Consider the following 17094-nt stretch of genomic DNA (forward strand, 5'->3'; position numbering starts at 1 on the left):
AGAATGCCCGGATGAACAACCCCAGCCGCAGGGGTCGCGAGCGGGCTGCGACCGATCAGGACATCCGCCGGACGGCGCGGGCGCTCCTGGTCGAGCAGGGCCCGGAGGCCGTGACGCTGCGGGCGATCGCCCGCGAGCTCGGCATCACGGCGCCGGCGTTGTACCGCTACTACGGCTCACGCGACGATCTGGTCGAGCATCTTCGCGCGGACGTGGTCGCGGATCTCGCGGCCGGTCTCGCCGAGGACATCGCGCAGTTGCCGGACGAGGGCGCTCTTCAGCTTTTCGCCATCTGCAAGGGTTTCCGGCGCTGGGCGCTCGCGCACACCAAGGAGTTCACGCTGGTCTTCGCGTCGCCGTCTTCGGACGCGGGGAACAGGCTGGACGAGCCGTTCGGGCGGATCTTCCTCGCCGCGGCGGGCCGGGTGCTCGCGATGCACGATCTGGTGACGCCGTCCAACGACGTGGTCCCCGCCGAGCTGCGCGACGATCTCACGGCGTTCCAAGCGGAATTGCTGGCCGTGCTCAAGGAGTCCGGTGCGGAGTTCCCGCTCGAGAAGCTCGACCTCGGCGTGACGTACCTGATGATCCAGTTCTGGGCCCGGCTCTACGGGCACGTCACGCTCGAGGTCTTCGGCAACTATCCGATCCCGTTCTCGAAACCGGACGTCCTCTTCGACGCGATGCTGGCCGATCTCGCGCGTGAGATCGGCCTGACCACCGGCTAGGCCGCGTGCCCGCCGTCGACCGAAACGGTCGTGGCGGTCACGTACTTGCTTTCGGCCCGCGCCAGGAACGACACCGACGCCGCCACCTCGGACGGCGAGCCGTAGCGGTCGAACACCGTCAGGCTCCGCTGGTCGGCGGCGTACGGGCCGTCGGCCGGGTTCATGTCGGTGTCGGTCGGGCCGGGGTGGACGATGTTCACGGTGATCCCGCGCGGTCCCAGTTCCCTGGCGAGGCCCTTGGTCAGGCCCAGCAGCGCGGTCTTGCTCACCGCGTACAACGACATCCCGGGGCCGGGCACACGGTCCGACACACAGCTGCCGATGGTGATCACGCGTCCGCCGTCGCCGAGATGCCGCGCCGCGGCCTGCGTGGCCACGTAGACGCCGCGGACGTTGATCGCGAGTACGCGGTCGATGTCCTCCAGGCTCGTCTGGTCGAGCGGGCCGACGAAGCCGATACCCGCGTTGTTGACCAGCACGTCGAGCCTGCCGAACTCGGCGACCGTCGTTTCGACCGCGGCCGCCACGGCCGCGGCGTCGGCACTGTCCGCCTGGATCGCCAGCGCTCGACGACCGAGCGCCTTGATCTTGTCGACGACGCCCGCCGCGAGTTCCGCGTTGTGCTGATAGGTCAGCGCGACGTCGGCGCCGTCCTCGGCGAGCCGGATCGCCGTGGCGGCACCGATCCCTCGGCTGCCGCCGGTCACCATTGCCACCTTGCCGTCGAGGGTCATGCGGTGTTCTCCGTTCGATTTCGTTGTCCTTGAACAACTCCATCGAATCGCCTCAAGACCCTCGACGCTGGCGCAAATCGGTCCAGGTGTCACAGCGGCCGTCGCGGCTACAGGACGATGTTGACCAAACGTCCCGGCACCACGATCACCTTGCGCGGCGTGCCGTCGCCGACCAGGGCGGCGACCTTCTCGTCGGCCAGTGCGGCCGCCTGCACGGCGTCCTTGCCCGCGTCGGCGGGCACGGTGACGCGCGAGCGCACCTTGCCGTTGACCTGGATCGGGTACTCGACGGTGTCTTCGACCAGGTACTTCTCGTCGACGACCGGGAACGGCCCGTGCACCAGGGAATCCGCGTGACCCAGGCGCTTCCACAGCTCCTCGGTCAGGTGCGGGGCCAGCGGCGCCAGCATGAGCACCAGTGACTCCACCAGTTCACGCGGCGTCGCCTCGGCCGAGCCGTACGTCTTGGTGACGTAGTTGTTCAGCTCGATCAGCTTCGCGCCGGCCGTGTTGAACCGCAGCTCCGCGTAGTCCTCGCGGACACCGGCGATCGCCTTGTGCAGCTGCTTGCGATCGGCGTCCGTGGCGTCCACAGTGGACACACGCAGCTCGCCGGTCTCCTCGTCGACGACCAGGCGCCACAGCCGCTGCAGGAAGCGCTGCGCGCCGACGACGTCCTTGGTCGCCCACGGCCGCGAGACGTCCAGCGGGCCCATCGACATCTCGTAGAAGCGGAAGGTGTCGGCGCCGTAGTCGGCGGCCATCTGGTCAGGCGTGACGACATTCTTCAGGCTCTTGCCCATTTTGCCGTATTCCTGCTTGACCTCTTCGTCCCCGAAGAAGAACTTGCCGTCGCGTTCCTCGACCTTGTCGGCCTGGACGTAGACGCCGCGGGAATCGGTGTAGGCGTAAGCCTGGACGTAACCCTGGTTGAACAGCTTCCGGTACGGCTCCTTGGACGACACGTGGCCCAGGTCGAACAGCACCTTGTGCCAGAACCGCGAGTACAGCAGGTGCAGCACCGCGTGCTCGACACCGCCGACGTACAGATCGGTTCCGCCCGGATCGTCGACGCCGTGCTCGGCGGGACGCGGCCCGACCCAGTACTCCTCGTTCTCCGGCGCGACGAACACGTCCGGGTTGGTCGGGTCCAGGTAGCGCAGCTGGTACCAGCAGGAGCCCGCCCAGTTCGGCATCGTGTTGATGTCGCGGCGATAGGTCTTCTTGCCGTTGCCCAGATCCAGTTCGACCTCGACCCAGTCGGTGGCGCGCGCCAGCGGCGAGGACGGCGTGCTGTCCTTGTCCTCCGGGTCGAACGTCACCGGCGAGTAGTCGGCGACCTCGGGCAGTTCGATCGGCAGCATGCTGTCCGGCAGCGCGTGGACCTGGCCGTCTTCGTCGTAGACGACCGGGAACGGCTCGCCCCAGTAGCGCTGGCGCGAGAACAGCCAGTCGCGCAGCTTGTACTGGACGGTGCCGCGACCGTGGCCGTGCTCCTCCAGCCAGCCGATCATCGTCTTCTTGGCCTCGTCGACGGCCATGCCGTCCAGGAACCCTGAATTGATCGCCGGGCCGTCGCCGGTGAACGCCTTGCCGTCGAAACCGTCGGACGGCTGGACGGTGCGGATGATCTCCAGGCCGAACTTCTCGGCGAATTCCCAGTCGCGGGTGTCCTGGCCGGGGACGGCCATGATCGCGCCGGTGCCGTAGCCCATCAGGACGTAGTCGGCGACGAAGACCGGGATTTCCTTGCCGTCGGCCGGATTCACCGCGTAGGAACCGGTGAAGACGCCGGTCTTCTCCTTGTTCTCTTGACGGTCCAATTCGGACTTCCGCGCCGCGGCGGCACGGTAGGCGGCGATGGCCTCGGCCGGGTTGGCGGCGTCGCCGGTCCAGCGGGCGTCGACGCCTTCCGGCCACGTGGCGGCGGTCAGCTCGTCGACCAGCGGGTGCTCGGGGGCGACCACCAGGTACGTCGCGCCGAACAGGGTGTCCGGGCGGGTCGTGAAGACCTCGATCTTCCGCTCGCCGGAATCGAACGACACGCGCGCGCCGTGCGAGCGGCCGATCCAGTTGCGCTGCATGGACTTGACCTTTTCGGGCCAGTCCAGCAGGTCCAGATCGTCGACCAGGCGATCGGCGTAGGAGGTGATGCGCATCATCCACTGCCGCAGATTGCGGCGGAACACCGGGAAGTTGCCGCGTTCGCTGCGGCCGTCGGAGGTGACCTCTTCGTTCGACAACACGGTGCCCAGCCCCGGGCACCAGTTGACCGGTGCCTCGGAGATGTAGACCAGCCGATGCGAGTCGATGATCTCCAACTGCTCCGCGCGGGTCAGCTCGCACCAGTTGCGGCCGTCCGGCGTGCTGCGCTTGTCCTGCGCGTATTCGGTCTCCAGGTCGATGATCGGGCGGGCCTTACCCGCCTTCTCGTCGTACCAGGAGTTGAAGATCTGCAGGAAGATCCACTGGGTCCACTTGTAGTAGTCCGGGTCGATCGTCGAGATCCGGCGACGTTCGTCGTGCCCCAGGCCCAGGCGCCGGATCTGGCGCAGGTAGGTCTGCATGTTCTCTTCGGTGGTCTTGCGCGGGTGCTGCCCCGTCTGCACCGCGTACTGCTCGGCCGGCAGGCCGAAGGCGTCGAAGCCCATCGTGTGCAGCACGTTGCGGCCGATCATGCGGTGGTACCGCGCGAAGACGTCGGTCGCGATGAAGCCCAGCGGGTGCCCGACGTGCAGACCGGCGCCCGAGGGGTACGGGAACATGTCCTGGACGAACAGCTTGTCCGAGGGGACCTCGCCGCTCTCGTCGGCGAGCGGGCCGACCGGGTTCGGCGCGTGGTAGGTGCCGTGGTCGGACCAGTAGTCCTGCCAGCGCTGCTCGATCTGGCCCGCCAACTCCGCGGTGTAGCGGTGCTGAGGGGCCGCGTCGGCGCCGCTGGGCGCTTCGCTCGCCTGGTTCATCGATCCTCCGTGCTCATCCACGTCAAGCCACTCCAGAAACAACTCGACCCCTCAGCCCGGAGGGCATGAGGGGTCGCCGCGCTGGTCCCGGCCGTTCGGCCGAGGTCAGCGCGGCAGGCTAAGGAGCAGCCGAGCCGTGTTCATGAACCCAGTTTAACCCGCTGGTCAAAGCCGTTCCGAGGGGACCGCCAGAGCGATGAACTGGGTCACCTGCGTCGCGGAGAAGTTGTTGTCGCTGACGAGCACGAGACTGCGTTCGCCGTTCGGCAGACGCGGGCCCCAGGTCATCCCCTCGACGTTGTCCACAGTGGACAACTTGAAGTCCGCGAGGTCCGCGAGCAGGCGCTTCTTGACCGGTTTGACGTTTTTGGCGTCACTCAGCGAAGGCGTCTTGGCGATGTTCGTGGCGCCCTTGGTGTCGATCTCGTAGATCCGGATCTTGTTGCCGACGCCGGTGACGAACGCGCGCTCCATCACCAGGAAGCGCGTCGGATCGGCCTGGTCGACGGCCAGCAGCGACGAGACGCCGGTCGTCGCGAACGCTCCGGGCGGGTTCGGTGACGCGAAGACCTTGTCCTGCGGGTACGCGAACTGCGCGAGCACCGGCCCGAACCGCGACTGGAGCGTGATGCGCGAGAGGGCGCCCGACGTGGTGGTCGGTTCGGGGCCGTCCTGCAGCAGCGGACCCTCCACCGAGCTGGCGACGAGCGAGCCGAATCCGGCGAAGGTGAGTCCTTCGAGGACGAGGTTCTGCCGCGGCCCCGCCGTCTCGGTCATCTTCTCGTTGGCGGGGATCGGCAGGTCACGGACGTAGGAGCCGTCGCGCTTCGCCTCGCGGATCGACGGGTCGATGCGCGCCGCGGCCGACCGCTCGCCCTCCTGCGACCAGAGATAGTGACCGGTCCAGGGGTCGACACGCAGCTCTTCGGGGTCGATGGTCTGCATGTTCGGCGGCTGCGCCGGGTCGTTCTTCGCGAGCGGCGGGTACGTCGTGCCGTCGGGCCGCAGGAGCGGCTTGGTGCCGGTGAAGGTGACCGGGCCGAGTCCCTTGGCGTCGAGGGAGAACTTCGCCGTGTAGAACCGGGCGGGGTTGACGGCGGACCGGTCGTCGCAGATCAGCGCGTACTCGCCGGTGCGGTGGTCGTAGTCGATGCTGGACAGTCCGCCGACGACGGTGCCCTGGTAGAGCAGCGAATTCGGGACGATCTGTTCACCGATCAACCGCAACGGACGGTGTTCGGCTTGGGCGGCGGGTGCCGCCATCAGGGTGAGGGGAACGGCCCCGATCAGGGCTGCGGCTAGGACTCGGCGTGACATGGCCTGTAGCACAGTCGATCAGGGTATCCGGCAGGTTGCCGGAACGTCACGCTTATCCTCGTGGAGTGTTCGTCATAGCGCTGGTCCCGATCGTGCTGGGTGTCCTCGTCGGCTGGGGTGGGTTCCTCGGCCTGCGCGAGAAGCTGCCGCGTGACCGCGGCGCCGGCGTGCGGACGGCCGCCACGATGCGCAGCGAAGAAGCCTTCCGCCTCGGCAACAAGGTCGCCGGGCTCCCGACGCTGGCCGGTGGCGTGATCGCCGTGCTCGCCGGAGTCGCCGCGCTGGTCATGCCGACGACGTTCGGGCTGCTGCTCGCCTCGTTCGTCGGCGTCGTCGGGATGATCGCGCTGGTGGTGACCGGGGGAGCGCTCGGCAACCGCGCCGCCACGACGGTGCCCGCGCCCGAACCCGCCGCGCCGGAAGCGCCCGCCGGCTGCAGCGGTTGTGCCTGCGGGACCTGCGGTGTCTTCAAGAAGGCCGACACCGCCACCGCCTAATTGCGCTGGAGGTCGCCCGGGTGGGTGGCCAGCAGTGCCAGCGGAATGCCCTGACGGCGCAGCACCTGACCCCAGAGGTCGTGACTCGGCGACGCCAGGACGTCGCTGGGCAGCGCCGGGACGATCAGCCAGTCGTCGCGTTCGATCTCGTTCGCCAGCTGGCCCGAGTCCCAGCCCGCGTATCCGGCGAAGACGCGCACGCCGCGGACCTTCGGGACCAGGATCTCGGGATCGGTGTCGAGGTCGACCAGCGCGACCGGGCCGCGCACGGCGATCACGCCGGGCACGCTGGACGCCGTCTCGCCCGTCCGCAGGGCGGCCAGGCACAACGCGGTCTTCTTCTCCACCGGACCGCCGACGAACACCGACTGCGGTTCGGCGACGTGCCCGCCCCAGTTGGGCAGCACGTCGTACACCGGAACGTCACTCGGCCGGTTGAGCACGACGCCGAGCGTTCCCTCGTCCCGGTGATCGATGACGAACACGACGGTTCGCCGGAAGTTGGGATCGAACATCGTGGGGGCGGCGACCAGGAGCGTTCCCGGTTCGACCTCGGCGTCCGCTGGCACGTCCGCCATGATCCCACTTCGAGCACAGGCAAATCGTCCGGCCAGGGAACAAGAGCATCACGAGCACCGTTGGACACTCCAGGTCGGTGCGCTTTCCGTGTCCCCCGGGCTCACTGAAGAACCGCCTTTGTGGAATACCGTCCGGCTGGAGCCACACTGCGCATAGCCGCCGAGAGGCGACCTCAAAGCGCACCGACCCCCAACTACGCTTCCGCGTGTGACGACCACCGCCACGGCGCCCACCAGGGCGTTCGTTCGCGATCGAGGCTTCCGCCGCCTCCTGTTCACGCGCTTCTCCGCGCACTGGGGCAACGGGATGTACCAGGCCGGACTGGCCGGAGCCGTCCTCTTCAACCCCGAACGCGCCGCCGACGCGCTCGCCATGGCGGGCGGGTTCGCGGCGCTGCTGCTGCCGTACTCGGTCGTCGGACCGTTCGCGGGTGCCCTGCTCGACCGGTGGGACCGCCGGAAGGTCCTGATCTTCGCGAGCCTCCTCCGGTCCTTCACCATCCTCGCGACGGCCGTCGCCGTCGGCACGGGAGCGGCCGGGATCGGGCTGTTCTCCCTGGCCTTGGCGTCCGAGGGCATCTCGCGGTTCATCGGTTCCGGGTTGTCCGCGTCGCTTCCGCACGTCGTCGAAGAGAAGTCCGTGGTCGCCGCGAACGCCTTCGCCGCGACGTGGGGTTCGGTGCTCGCGGTCGTCGGCGGCGGCTGCGCGATCGGCCTCCGGGGACTGACCGGAGCCGACGATGCCGGTTCCGCCTGGGTCACCGCCGTCGCCGCGCTGGGCGGGATCGGCGCCGCCGTCCTCGCCTCGGGGTTCACACGCGGCCTGCTCGGGCCGTCGACGGTGGACGAACCGTCGAACCCGGCCATCGCCGTCGCCCGCGGTCTGTCCGACGGCGCGAAGGCGGCTTGGCGCACGCCCAGTGTCATGGCCGGGTTCGTCGCGCTGTTCGCCCATCGCGCGTCGTTCGGGATCTCGCTGCTGGTGACCGTGCTGTTGATGCGCAACCACTTCACCGACGCCGGGATCTTCCGCGCCGGGATGGCGGGGCTGGGCCAGATGGCGGCGTTCGCCGGGGCGGGGATCCTGGTCGCCGGGCTGCTGACCGCCCGGCTGATCCGGCGGTTCGGCAGGCTCCGTGCCGTGGTGGGCGCGCTGGTGCTGGCGGCGATCGCGCAGTCCGCGCTCGGCCTGCCGATGGTGGTCCCGGCCGCGTTGCTCGCGGCGTTCCTGGTGACCGGCGCCGGACAGGTGCTGAAGCTCTGTGTCGATTCGTCGGTCCAAATCGACGTCGCCGACGAGGCCAGAGGACGGGTCTTCGCCCTTTACGACACGCTTTTCAACATCACCCAGGTGGCCGCGGTCTCGCTGGCCGCGGCGGTGATCCCTGACGACGGCCGTTCACCGGGACTGCTGATCGCGGCCACCGTCCTCTACCTGGCGGGAGCCGCCGGTTACCTTCTCGCCGTACGAAAACGGAGAACAGGCGATACCGCTCCGCCGTTGGCATTAGGGTGACGCTTACCGACACCGGGTGGCGTAGGCCCGGGATCAAGTACTTGCGGGGGCTCAAGTGACGACGGCCGGCGACGACAGCGCACGCCTCGAAGCGCGCAATGCCGCCATGAAGGACCAGGTCGACACGCTGCTCGAACAGTTCGAGCGCCAGACGGCCCAGCTCCGGGACGCGCAGGAAGCCGCCTCGCAGACGTCCGCGACGGTGGTCTCGCAGGACGGTCTCGTCCGCGCCACCATCGACGCGACGGGCACGCTCGCCAAACTCGAGATCCAGCCGAACGCCTTCGAGCGCACCAATCCCGCGCAGCTGGCCAACACCGTGCTGACCCTGGTGCGCCAGGGATCGCTGCAGGTCAAGCAGCAGGTCGCCGAGCTGATGGCGCCGATCACCGAAGGCCTGCCGGACCTCTCGGACCTCATCGAGGGCGCTCCTTCACTGCAAGGGCTGATGCCGGCCATCCCGGACTTCCTCGCGGAAGAGGAAGAGCCGAAAGCGCCCGCGAAGTCCGAAGACTTCGAGGACCCGCTGCTGCGCAAGGACGACGCCCCGCCGCCTCCGCCGCCGGTCCCGCCCGCGCCGCCGGCGCCGAAACCGATTCCGAAGCGCGTGCGTCAGAACCAGGACGATGACGAGGAAGAGCCGCCTTCGAGCTGGCTGACCAGGGGAGTCTGATGCCGAACGGTGGGGGCGGTGGCGGGTTCACCGCGGATCCGGACGCGGTGAAGACAGCCGCGGCCAAGCTGGGGATCGCCGCGGACCAGTTGGACGACGCGGGCAAGGAACTGATGGCCGCGATCAACTCGCTCGGCCAGTGCTGGGGGAACGACGACGCGGGCAAGGAGTTCGCGAAGGACTACGAGCCGGGCGCGCAGGGTTCGTCCGAGGGGTTCGCGAACATCGTCGAGGCGCTGCGGGGCATGCAGCACAACGTCGAACGGTCGATGACCGCGTTCACGAACGCCGAGGAAGAGATCAAGACGACGCTGGACAAGAAGGTCTAGCGCCGTGGGTATGGAGATGCCCGACGCGGTCAAGTGGCTCTTGCCGATCGTCGTCGGGGAAAGCTGGCCCGAAGGCGACGAGGACAAGCTCCGCGAACTGCGCGATGCCTGGCACAACGCTTCGAAGGCCGTCCAGCCGATCGCCGACACCGCGACCAAGGGCGCCACCGAGGTCCTCGGCGGCTGGACCGGCGAGGGCGCGGAGAAGTTCGCCGAGGCCTGGAAGAAGTTCATCGAGGGCGACGAGGCGTACTTCAAGTCGCTCGCCGATTCCTCGAAGGCTCTCGGCGACTCGTGCAACGCGACCGCGCTGGACGTCGAGTACACGAAGTACATGATCATCATCTCGCTGGTGATCCTCGCCGCGCAGATCGTCGCGATGATCGCGGCCGCCGCGGTGACGTTCGGTGGCTCGACGGCCGGGATCGCGCCGGCGCAGATCGCCACCCGCATGACCGTCCAGATGATCTTCCGCCAGCTGATGCAGAAGCTCGCGCAGGAAGGCTTCAAGAAGGTCGCGAAGGAACTCCTCGAGAAGCTTCTCAAAGAGGGCCTGAAGAAGATCGGCAAAGAGGTCCTGCAGAACACGGCGATGAACCTCGCCATGGACGCGGGCATCCAGGGCCTGCAGATGGCCAAGGGCGACCGCGACAGCTGGGACTTGAGCAAGACCAAGGATTCCGCGATCAGCGGTGCCGTCGACGGCGTCGTCGGCGCGGGCAGCAGCAGTATCGGCAAGGGCGCCACCAAGGGACTTTCCGACAGCGTGGGCGGCCAGATCGTCGACAGCGCGGCGCGGGGTGCCGTGCGCGGCGCGGCCGAAGGGGTCGCCAGCACGGTCGGGCAGGCCGCCGTCACCGGTGACCTGGACAAGCTTTCGGCCAAGGACGTCCTGATGGGCGCCTCCGGCGGGGCCGTCGGCGGTGGTGTCGACGGGGCGAAGAGCCAGATCGGCGACATCCGCACCGCGAACACGCCCGATGCCACGCCGGACGTCGACGGTCCGACGACGCCGGATGTGGATTCCGGGGACTCCGGGACGCCTTCGCGCTCTCCGGACAGTTCGTCGAGCCGCGATTCGTCCTCTAATGGCGACTCCTCGTCGCGGTCCACTTCGGACGGTGACTCGTCTTCGAGCCGCGATTCGTCCTCTAGTGGCGACTCTTCCTCTAGTGGCGATTCTTCGTCTAGTGGCGATTCTTCGTCGCGGAGTTCGTCCGAGCCTTCGTCCGGGTCGTCCGGGTCGCAGGCCCCGTCGCGGGCGGACGGCGGGAACCAGGCGCCGCAGCAGGCCTCACAGCAGCACACACCGAGTTCGGAGAACGGCCCGCAGCGGGCGCCGGACAGCGACCGGGTCAGCCAGTCGTCGACGCAGGCTCCGGAACGTCCGGCGGACGCCCCGGCGAACACCGGCGATGGTCAGCGCGCGGCGCAGCCCCACCAGAACGCACCGGCCGCGGACAACGGCGCCGGTTCCGGTCAGCAACAGCAGGCCGCGGCGGCGAACCAGCAGCAGGCACCCGCGGCGGCGGCACAAGCACCAGCACAAACACCGGCGGCGAGTCCGGCGCAGACACCGGCGGCCGCGTCCCAGACACCCGCGCAGACACCCGCCCAGACATCGGCGGCGAGTCCGGCACAAACTCCGGCGTCGAGCCCGGCTCCCAGTCCCTCGCAGGGACCGGCGCCGAGCCCCTCGCAGTCCAGCGGGATGCCACCGGCCGCCTCCTCGGGCTCGACCGGTGGGTCGTCTTCCGGCGGGTACGGCATGGCGCCGAACCAGGGTTCGAGCCCGGGCGGCCACGGCATGGCCCCCGGTGGCAACCCGCCGGGCAACGGGCCCGCACCGGGCGGTTTCCCGCCGGGCGGGCACGATTCGTCCCGGCCTCCCCGGCCGAACGACAGCGTCCAGGCCGCCGGTCTGTCCGGCAACGGCGGACCGCAGCAGCCGCGCTTTGACCAGCCGCCCGCCCAGATGCCCTTCCAGGGCCAGCCGATGCAGCAGCAACCGCCACCGGGCGGTTTTCCGCCTCCACCGCCTCCCGGTGGTGGTCAGGGACCCATGCCGCCTCGTGGGCAGCAGGGTCCGATGGGACCGCGTCCCACCGGGCCGCCGCCTCCCCAGCACCCGGGTCAAGGCGGATATCCGCAGCAGCGTCCTCAGCAACCGCCGCCGCCCCAAGGCCCTCGGCCGCCGCAGGGCCCGCAGGCCTATCAGGGCAGGCCGGGCCCCGGCGGGGTTCCGCCGCGGCCGCAGACGCCTCCGCCCGGTCCGCCTCCGGGCAACCGCGGCCCGGCGGGCCACCCGCCGCCCCCGCCGCGGCCCCAGCATCCGGGCAACGGCCCGTTCCAGGGCAATCGCGGTCCCGTGCCGCCGCCCCCGCCCGGGCATCACCCTGGCCAGCACCCCGGACAGCCCCGGCACCCCGGTCCGCAGCCCGGCCGCCCGATGCCGCCCGGCGCCGAACCGCCGCGGTTCGGTGGCCAGCAGCCGCCACGTCCGCCGCAGGTCCCGGCGCCGCGCCCCGGTCAGGACGCGAACCCGGGTCCGCAGCAGCAGCGCCCGCCGCAGCAGGCCGAGCCCGTCCGCCCGGCGGAGCAGGCACCCGTACCGCCGAAGGAACCCGCGACCCAGTCGTACCAGGGGAAACTCGACGACGACGCCGACCTGCCCAAGGACACCGAGACTCCGCACGAGACCGAGGCGCCCCAGGACGTCACGCCCGACGACAAGACTTCGGACGACATCAGTTCCACGATCGACGAGCCGTACCTGACGGATCCGAAATTCCACACGGACGACCCGGCGGCGTACCGCGCGCTCGCCGAAACGCAGATCGACAAGCGTGGTTTCGACGCCGAGACCGGGGAGTCGCGGGCCGAGCAGGTCCGTCGTGAAGCACTCGACAAGCGTCAGGCGCACGAAGACCCACGCGTCAAGAACATGTCGGATCAGGGCGCGTACGCGGTGCACAGCTACACGCGGACCGACATGGCCGAGCGGATCACGCACGCCCAGCGGCACGGTGGTCCGGAGCTCGACGCGCTCAGGCCGCACATCGAGGCGATCACCTCCGGCCTCAACGAGATGCCCGCGTACGAGGGTGTCGTCTCGCGGCGGGTGAACTTCCACGGCAACGAAAGCGCGATCCAGGGCTTCCTCGCGGCGCACGCCGCGGGGAACGTCATCGTCGACCCGCAGATGCTGAGCACGTCACGGGTCACGCCCGAACATCCGCGCAGCACGTTCCCCGGCGAAGTCGAGATGCGCATCCAGTCGAAGACCGGACGCCACATCGAGGACCTCGCGTCGATCAAGGACGAGCGCGAAGTGCTGATGAAGTCGGCGACACAGCTGCGCGTCACCGACGTCAAACCGGGGCCGGGGCATCCCGAGCACCCCGAATACGCGGCGCGGGTCGCGGACGGCACGGCGGGCAACCAGCCGAAGTGGATCGTCGAATGCGAAGAGGTCGTCGCCGGGGACGACGGCCACCTGACCCCGGACCAGGTCCAGCAGAAGGTCGCCGAGCGGCGCGAGTTCAACAACGCCGAGCAGGAACGGCTGGCTCAGGAAGAGGCCGACCGCGACCGGCAGCTGCGTCGCGATCACCCGGAACTGTTCCAGAACAAGGGTTTCGCCAGTCTCGACACCAAGATCTCCGACGGCAAGGGCGGCTGGATCGACGCCGCCGACGCCCCGGTCCGCGACGTTCCCAAGCCGAGGGAACACGTTCCCGACGGCGGCTGGTCCGAGCTGGCGAAGCCGCTCGACGAGGGCGGGACGCCGGTCATCCACGCCGGTTCGACCGAGACGCCGCATCAGCAGGTCCGGCTGGTCATGGACGAGCTTCCCGCGATCGGCGAGGCCAACACGCGCAACTACTACGCGCCCGAGTCGTGGAAGGACGGCTTCCAGACCAACTCGGCCGAGGCGCTGGTCGCGTTCGAGAACCGGATGGACGGTGGCGACGCGGTCGCCGGGCCGTCGACCGGCGGATCGCCGCTACAGCACGTCAGCGACCGGCTCGGCGGCCAGTGGTCGGATCGGAACGGCTTCGGCGACATCGCCCGTGAGCTGGGCGAACGCCCGGTCGGCGCGCGGACCGCGGTGGCGTTCGAGCATCACGCCGCGGCCGATCCGAACGCGCCGGCGGGCTCGCCGCGATCCATGGACCGGGTCGAGACGCGGATCGTCGCCGCGGTGAACACGCCGCACGGCGTGGTCTTCGCCGACCCGATGACCGGGCGGCTCGCGACGCTGCCCGACGATCCGACGTCGATCAAGGCGATGCCGATGGGCGGCGGCGACGCTCCGCACGCGCACACGCCGGAAGCACCGGAGACGACGCACACCGAGACGCCCACCGACAAGACCGACGACACCGACAAGACCGACGAGACTGACGAGCCCGACAAGACCGGCGACACCGAAACGCCCGTCCAGGAGCAGGCGCCCAAGACCGAACTCGACATCAGCGAGCGGCTCCGGGGTCCTGAAGAGACGCCGTCACGACTCGACGAGAGCTACCTCGGCGACGACGACTTCCGCGGTACGCCGGAGGATCACCAGAGCCTCCGTGACCGCTACGACAGCACCGACCTCGCCGAGCAGGCCCGCGAAAAGGCGCTCAAGCGGCTCGAAGCCAGCCCCCTGAAGGACCGCGTCTCGCCCGAGGCCGCGGAAGCGATCTACTCGTACTCGCGCGAACACGCGTACACGATCAACGAGGCGAACCGCCGGGGTGAGTCGCACCCCGACTTCGAGAACGCCCAGCGGAGCACCCGGGCGATCGTCGGCGCGCTCAACGAGCTGCCGGACTTCCACGGCGAAGCCATCCGCGGTATCGACACCAAGGGCGACCAGCGGGCCGCCGCGATCATGGCCGCGCACTACGAACCCGGTCAGACCGTCCCCGAGCCGACGATGACCAGCGCCACCATCAAGACGTCGCCCGACACGAAGTCGAAGTTCGGCGAAGACGTCGAGATCCACATCGTCTCGAAGACGGGCAAGGACGTCTCGTCGCTCGCCGAGAACGCGGGCGAGAACGAGTCCATCAACAAGCCGGCGACCCAGCTTTACGTGCACAGCAAGGAGTTCAAGACTCCGCCGCTGGTCGACCGGCCGAAGTGGGTCATCCACGCCGAAGAGGTCACTCCCGGAGACCCGCGCTATCTCGACCCCGACACCGCCAAGCAGAAGATGGACGAGCGGAGGGCCCGGCACGCCGCGGAGGCGCCCGAACTCGCGCGCCTCGCCCAAGAACGCTCGATGGCGCGCCTCGGCGGCTTCGACGAACCGCAGACCCCGCACCTCACCACGGAAAACCCTGCGGAGCACGGGGTCGCGGACGCGGACAAGGGACCCGAGTACGGCGAACAGCCCGCTCAGGACCACTCCGACGGCGACCAGACCGCCGAGCTTCCCGCCCCGGAGCGGGACTACTCGTCGATGGCGGTCGCGACGAACCCGCCGAGCGAACCGGCGATCCACGCCGGTACGGCGAGCCCCGAGCAGCAGGCCGCCTACCTCGCGGACCGGCACCCGAGGCTCGGCGAGGTCAACCCGCACTTCAACGACCCCGACGCGCTGGCGAATGGCTACCGGTCCAACTGCACCCGGACCCCGGGCGCGTACATGGACCGGTTGAACGGCATCGACTCGACGGCCGATCCGCTGCTCGTGCACGAGATGGACGGCCGCGGCACGCTGGAGCACGTCGAACAGCGCTTCGGCGGCCAGTTCTCGGACCGGGCCGACTACGACACGGTCATCCGCGAGATGCGGGACATGCCGACCGATCACCACGCGGTCGTGGCGGTGAAGTACCTCGACGAGAACGGCGTCGAGCGGGGCCACGTCGCCATGGTGGCGAACACCCGTGACGGCGTCGCGTTCATCGATCCGCAGTCCGGTGCGCTGATGAACCTGCCGCATCCGCCGCTGGGCGTGCGGCTGATGCACGTCGGCGTCCCGGAGGGCCCGGCCGCGCACCACACCGACGGCCACACCACGCGGACCGACACCGCTTCGGCGCGGCCCGTCGACCCGCGGATCGCGTTCGCGCGACCGGATCAGCCGGTGGACCCGCGCATCGCGTTCGCCAGGGAAGACACGCCTGACGTGCAGCCGTCGCGGATCGGCCCGGACGGCCGCCCGATCGTGACGCCGCCGCGCGACGGCGGCTACGGCATGGCGCACGAGAACACGGGCGACGTGGACCCGGCGGTCCGCGCCGAGGTCGAGCGATTCCTGAACGACCCCGAGATCTCGACCGCGCTGGACCGGCTGGATCCGGAAAAGGACCGGGCCAAGCACGTCGACGAGGACGGCGTCACCCACGACCTCGGCCCGATGCGGGACTTCATCGCCGAGCAGCTGCCCCGGCATCCCGAGCTCATGCACCTGCTGCAGGACCCCGCGAACGCGTACCTCGCCGAGTCGCTCCTGCACAACCCGGTCACCATCGGCAGCCTTCTCCAGCATCCGGAAGCGATCCCGATGCTCGAAGACGCGATCCGCGAAGCGCATTCGAGCGACTATCGGCTGATCGACGACGTGGAGCAGGCAGGCCCTGGCGAGACTCCGCTGACTCCGGAACAGCGGGAGCTCGCACAAGCGGCGGCCGACGTGGCCGCCGGCGTCGATCCGAGCGAGCGGGTCCACGCCGGTTTCCCGGACGAGCATGTGGGCGACGAACCCCGGATCAGGGAGTTCCTGCGGCGGGAAGCGGCCGCGTGGCCCGAAAACCAGGGGAGGCTCAACCGGATCGTCGCCGAGATCGCCGGGGACAACGACGGCACGGCGGGCGCGCGGACCGAACCGAAGAAGGAAGGCCGGGCGATGGCCAAGATCGCCAAGTACGGGGGCGACGCCTCCCGGCTGGTCGATCTGGTCGGCGCGAAGATCCAGTTCAAGACGGTCGCCGACGCCTACAACGCGTTGAACGCGGTCATGGCGCATCCGGATCTCAAGATCGTCAAATTCGAGGACCGGTTCGCGAATCCGCAGGCGAGCGGCTACCGCGACCTGCAGATGAACGTCCGGCTGCCGAACGGGCACGTCGCCGAACTGCGGCTGCACCTGGAGAGCATCGACGACGTCGCCGTGTTCGAGCACGCGCTGTACGAGGTCCGCCGGGACTTCCCGACCTACAACCGGGCGGCGGACGAGGCGAGCGAAGGCAGGCTGACCAGGGAACAGGCACAGCTGGAAGCCGCGTTGATCAACCAGGTGCGGGTGAAGTTCATGGAAGGCCTGCGGCTGGGGCTGCCGAAGCCCCCGGAGGAGAGCGCGTGATCGAGACACCGGCCTACTTCACCTACTACGCGCAGACCTACCGGGTCGAGGCGACGCCGGACGGCGGCCTCACCGGGTATCTCCTCAACCTGCGCACCGGCGAGTTCGAGGAGGATCCGAGTCACGTCCGCGAGGTCCTTCGCGCGATGGCGAGTTCGGACATCAGCAAGGTGAGCGAGCAGAAGTTCGTGCAGGAGACCGAGTTCGCCCGCGCGCGCTACCTGAAAGGCGAGGGGGCGGCCTTCGCGCTCTACGAGACCATCGATGGTCTGTACGCGCAGGCCAAGCGGGAAGAGCGCGAGATGCAGCCACAGGAAGTCGCCTTGATCCAGTCGCTCCGCAAGCGCACCTTCAAGCTGTGGGAGGACGAGCTGGCGCGCCGCGCCGCCGGTGAGCCGCCGTCGTTCCGGGCGGAACCGCGCTTCCCGAAGTACGAACCTCCGGCGGAATGATTCA

11 protein-coding genes are annotated in these 17094 nt (G+C 69.4%); 7 read left to right on the forward strand and 4 right to left on the reverse strand.

Features of this window, described 5'->3' with window-relative positions; genetic code table 11:
- The first annotated feature begins 11 nt into the window (after nt 1-11).
- Nucleotides 12-728, forward strand: a complete 717-nt coding sequence (locus ACLJPX_RS20630) for a TetR/AcrR family transcriptional regulator (protein ID WP_410601529.1) — start codon at nt 12-14, stop codon at nt 726-728.
- Here ACLJPX_RS20630 and ACLJPX_RS20635 read toward each other — a convergent pair.
- From ACLJPX_RS20635 to ACLJPX_RS20645, 3 genes are all read right to left on the reverse strand, one after another.
- The gene (locus ACLJPX_RS20635; RefSeq protein ID WP_101611546.1) at nt 725-1462 is read right to left on the reverse strand and encodes an SDR family oxidoreductase; all 738 of its coding nucleotides are present in this window, start codon (nt 1460-1462) and stop codon (nt 725-727) included. The genes ACLJPX_RS20630 and ACLJPX_RS20635 overlap by 4 nt on opposite strands.
- A 107-nt stretch (nt 1463-1569) precedes the next feature.
- Nucleotides 1570-4425, reverse strand: a complete 2856-nt coding sequence (gene leuS, locus ACLJPX_RS20640; RefSeq protein WP_410601530.1) for a leucine--tRNA ligase — start codon at nt 4423-4425, stop codon at nt 1570-1572.
- Nucleotides 4426-4590: 165 nt separating this feature from the next.
- Entirely contained in the window at nt 4591-5742 is a 1152-nt protein-coding gene (locus tag ACLJPX_RS20645) for an esterase-like activity of phytase family protein (protein ID WP_410601531.1), read from the reverse strand.
- A 65-nt stretch (nt 5743-5807) separates the two neighbouring features.
- Here ACLJPX_RS20645 and ACLJPX_RS20650 point away from each other — a divergent pair, with 65 nt between their 5' ends.
- Nucleotides 5808-6239 (forward strand): SdpI family protein, encoded by a 432-nt coding sequence (locus tag ACLJPX_RS20650; RefSeq protein WP_101611549.1) that lies wholly within the window; start codon nt 5808-5810, stop codon nt 6237-6239.
- Here ACLJPX_RS20650 and ACLJPX_RS20655 read toward each other — a convergent pair.
- Nucleotides 6236-6817, reverse strand: coding sequence for a YqgE/AlgH family protein (locus ACLJPX_RS20655; RefSeq protein WP_168214453.1), 582 nt, complete (start codon nt 6815-6817; stop codon nt 6236-6238). The genes ACLJPX_RS20650 and ACLJPX_RS20655 overlap by 4 nt on opposite strands.
- Nucleotides 6818-7025: 208 nt before the next feature.
- On the opposite strand from ACLJPX_RS20655, the gene ACLJPX_RS20660 reads away from it, so the two are divergent.
- The 5 genes from ACLJPX_RS20660 to ACLJPX_RS20680 are packed head-to-tail and all read left to right on the forward strand — an operon-like array spanning nt 7026 to nt 17090.
- Entirely contained in the window at nt 7026-8333 is a 1308-nt protein-coding gene (locus ACLJPX_RS20660) for an MFS transporter (RefSeq protein ID WP_410601532.1), read from the forward strand.
- A gap of 55 nt (nt 8334-8388) precedes the next feature.
- A complete protein-coding gene (locus ACLJPX_RS20665; RefSeq protein WP_410601533.1) occupies nt 8389-9006 on the forward strand; it encodes a YbaB/EbfC family nucleoid-associated protein in 618 nt (205 codons plus the stop codon).
- Nucleotides 9006-9335, forward strand: a complete 330-nt coding sequence (locus ACLJPX_RS20670) for a WXG100 family type VII secretion target (RefSeq protein ID WP_101611551.1) — start codon at nt 9006-9008, stop codon at nt 9333-9335. Before ACLJPX_RS20665 ends, ACLJPX_RS20670 begins: the two co-directional genes overlap by 1 nt.
- A 10-nt stretch (nt 9336-9345) precedes the next feature.
- On the forward strand, nt 9346-16638 hold the full coding sequence (locus ACLJPX_RS20675; protein ID WP_410601916.1) for a toxin glutamine deamidase domain-containing protein: 7293 nt from the start codon (nt 9346-9348) through the stop codon (nt 16636-16638).
- Nucleotides 16635-17090 carry a hypothetical protein gene (locus ACLJPX_RS20680; protein ID WP_410601534.1) on the forward strand — a complete coding sequence of 152 codons (456 nt, stop codon included), beginning with the start codon at nt 16635-16637 and terminating at the stop codon, nt 17088-17090. The genes ACLJPX_RS20675 and ACLJPX_RS20680 overlap by 4 nt, the downstream gene beginning before the upstream one ends.
- Nucleotides 17091-17094: the final 4 nt, after the last annotated feature.

The sequence above is a fragment of the Amycolatopsis sp. lyj-90 genome (assembly GCF_046549035.1).
In the GTDB taxonomy this organism is placed as follows: domain Bacteria; phylum Actinomycetota; class Actinomycetes; order Mycobacteriales; family Pseudonocardiaceae; genus Amycolatopsis.

What these genes read in the sequence shown, in the direction of transcription:
- ACLJPX_RS20635 (WP_101611546.1), bottom strand. Translation starts at nt 1,462, where the DNA reads ATGACCCTCGACGGCAAGGTGGCAATGGTGACCGGCGGCAGCCGAGGG.
- ACLJPX_RS20655 (WP_168214453.1), bottom strand. Translation starts at nt 6,817, where the DNA reads ATGGCGGACGTGCCAGCGGACGCCGAGGTCGAACCGGGAACGCTCCTG.
- leuS (WP_410601530.1), bottom strand. Translation starts at nt 4,425, where the DNA reads ATGAACCAGGCGAGCGAAGCGCCCAGCGGCGCCGACGCGGCCCCTCAG.
- ACLJPX_RS20675 (WP_410601916.1), top strand. Translation starts at nt 9,346, where the DNA reads ATGGAGATGCCCGACGCGGTCAAGTGGCTCTTGCCGATCGTCGTCGGG.
- ACLJPX_RS20670 (WP_101611551.1), top strand. Translation starts at nt 9,006, where the DNA reads ATGCCGAACGGTGGGGGCGGTGGCGGGTTCACCGCGGATCCGGACGCG.
- ACLJPX_RS20630 (WP_410601529.1), top strand. Translation starts at nt 12, where the DNA reads ATGAACAACCCCAGCCGCAGGGGTCGCGAGCGGGCTGCGACCGATCAG.
- ACLJPX_RS20645 (WP_410601531.1), bottom strand. Translation starts at nt 5,742, where the DNA reads ATGTCACGCCGAGTCCTAGCCGCAGCCCTGATCGGGGCCGTTCCCCTC.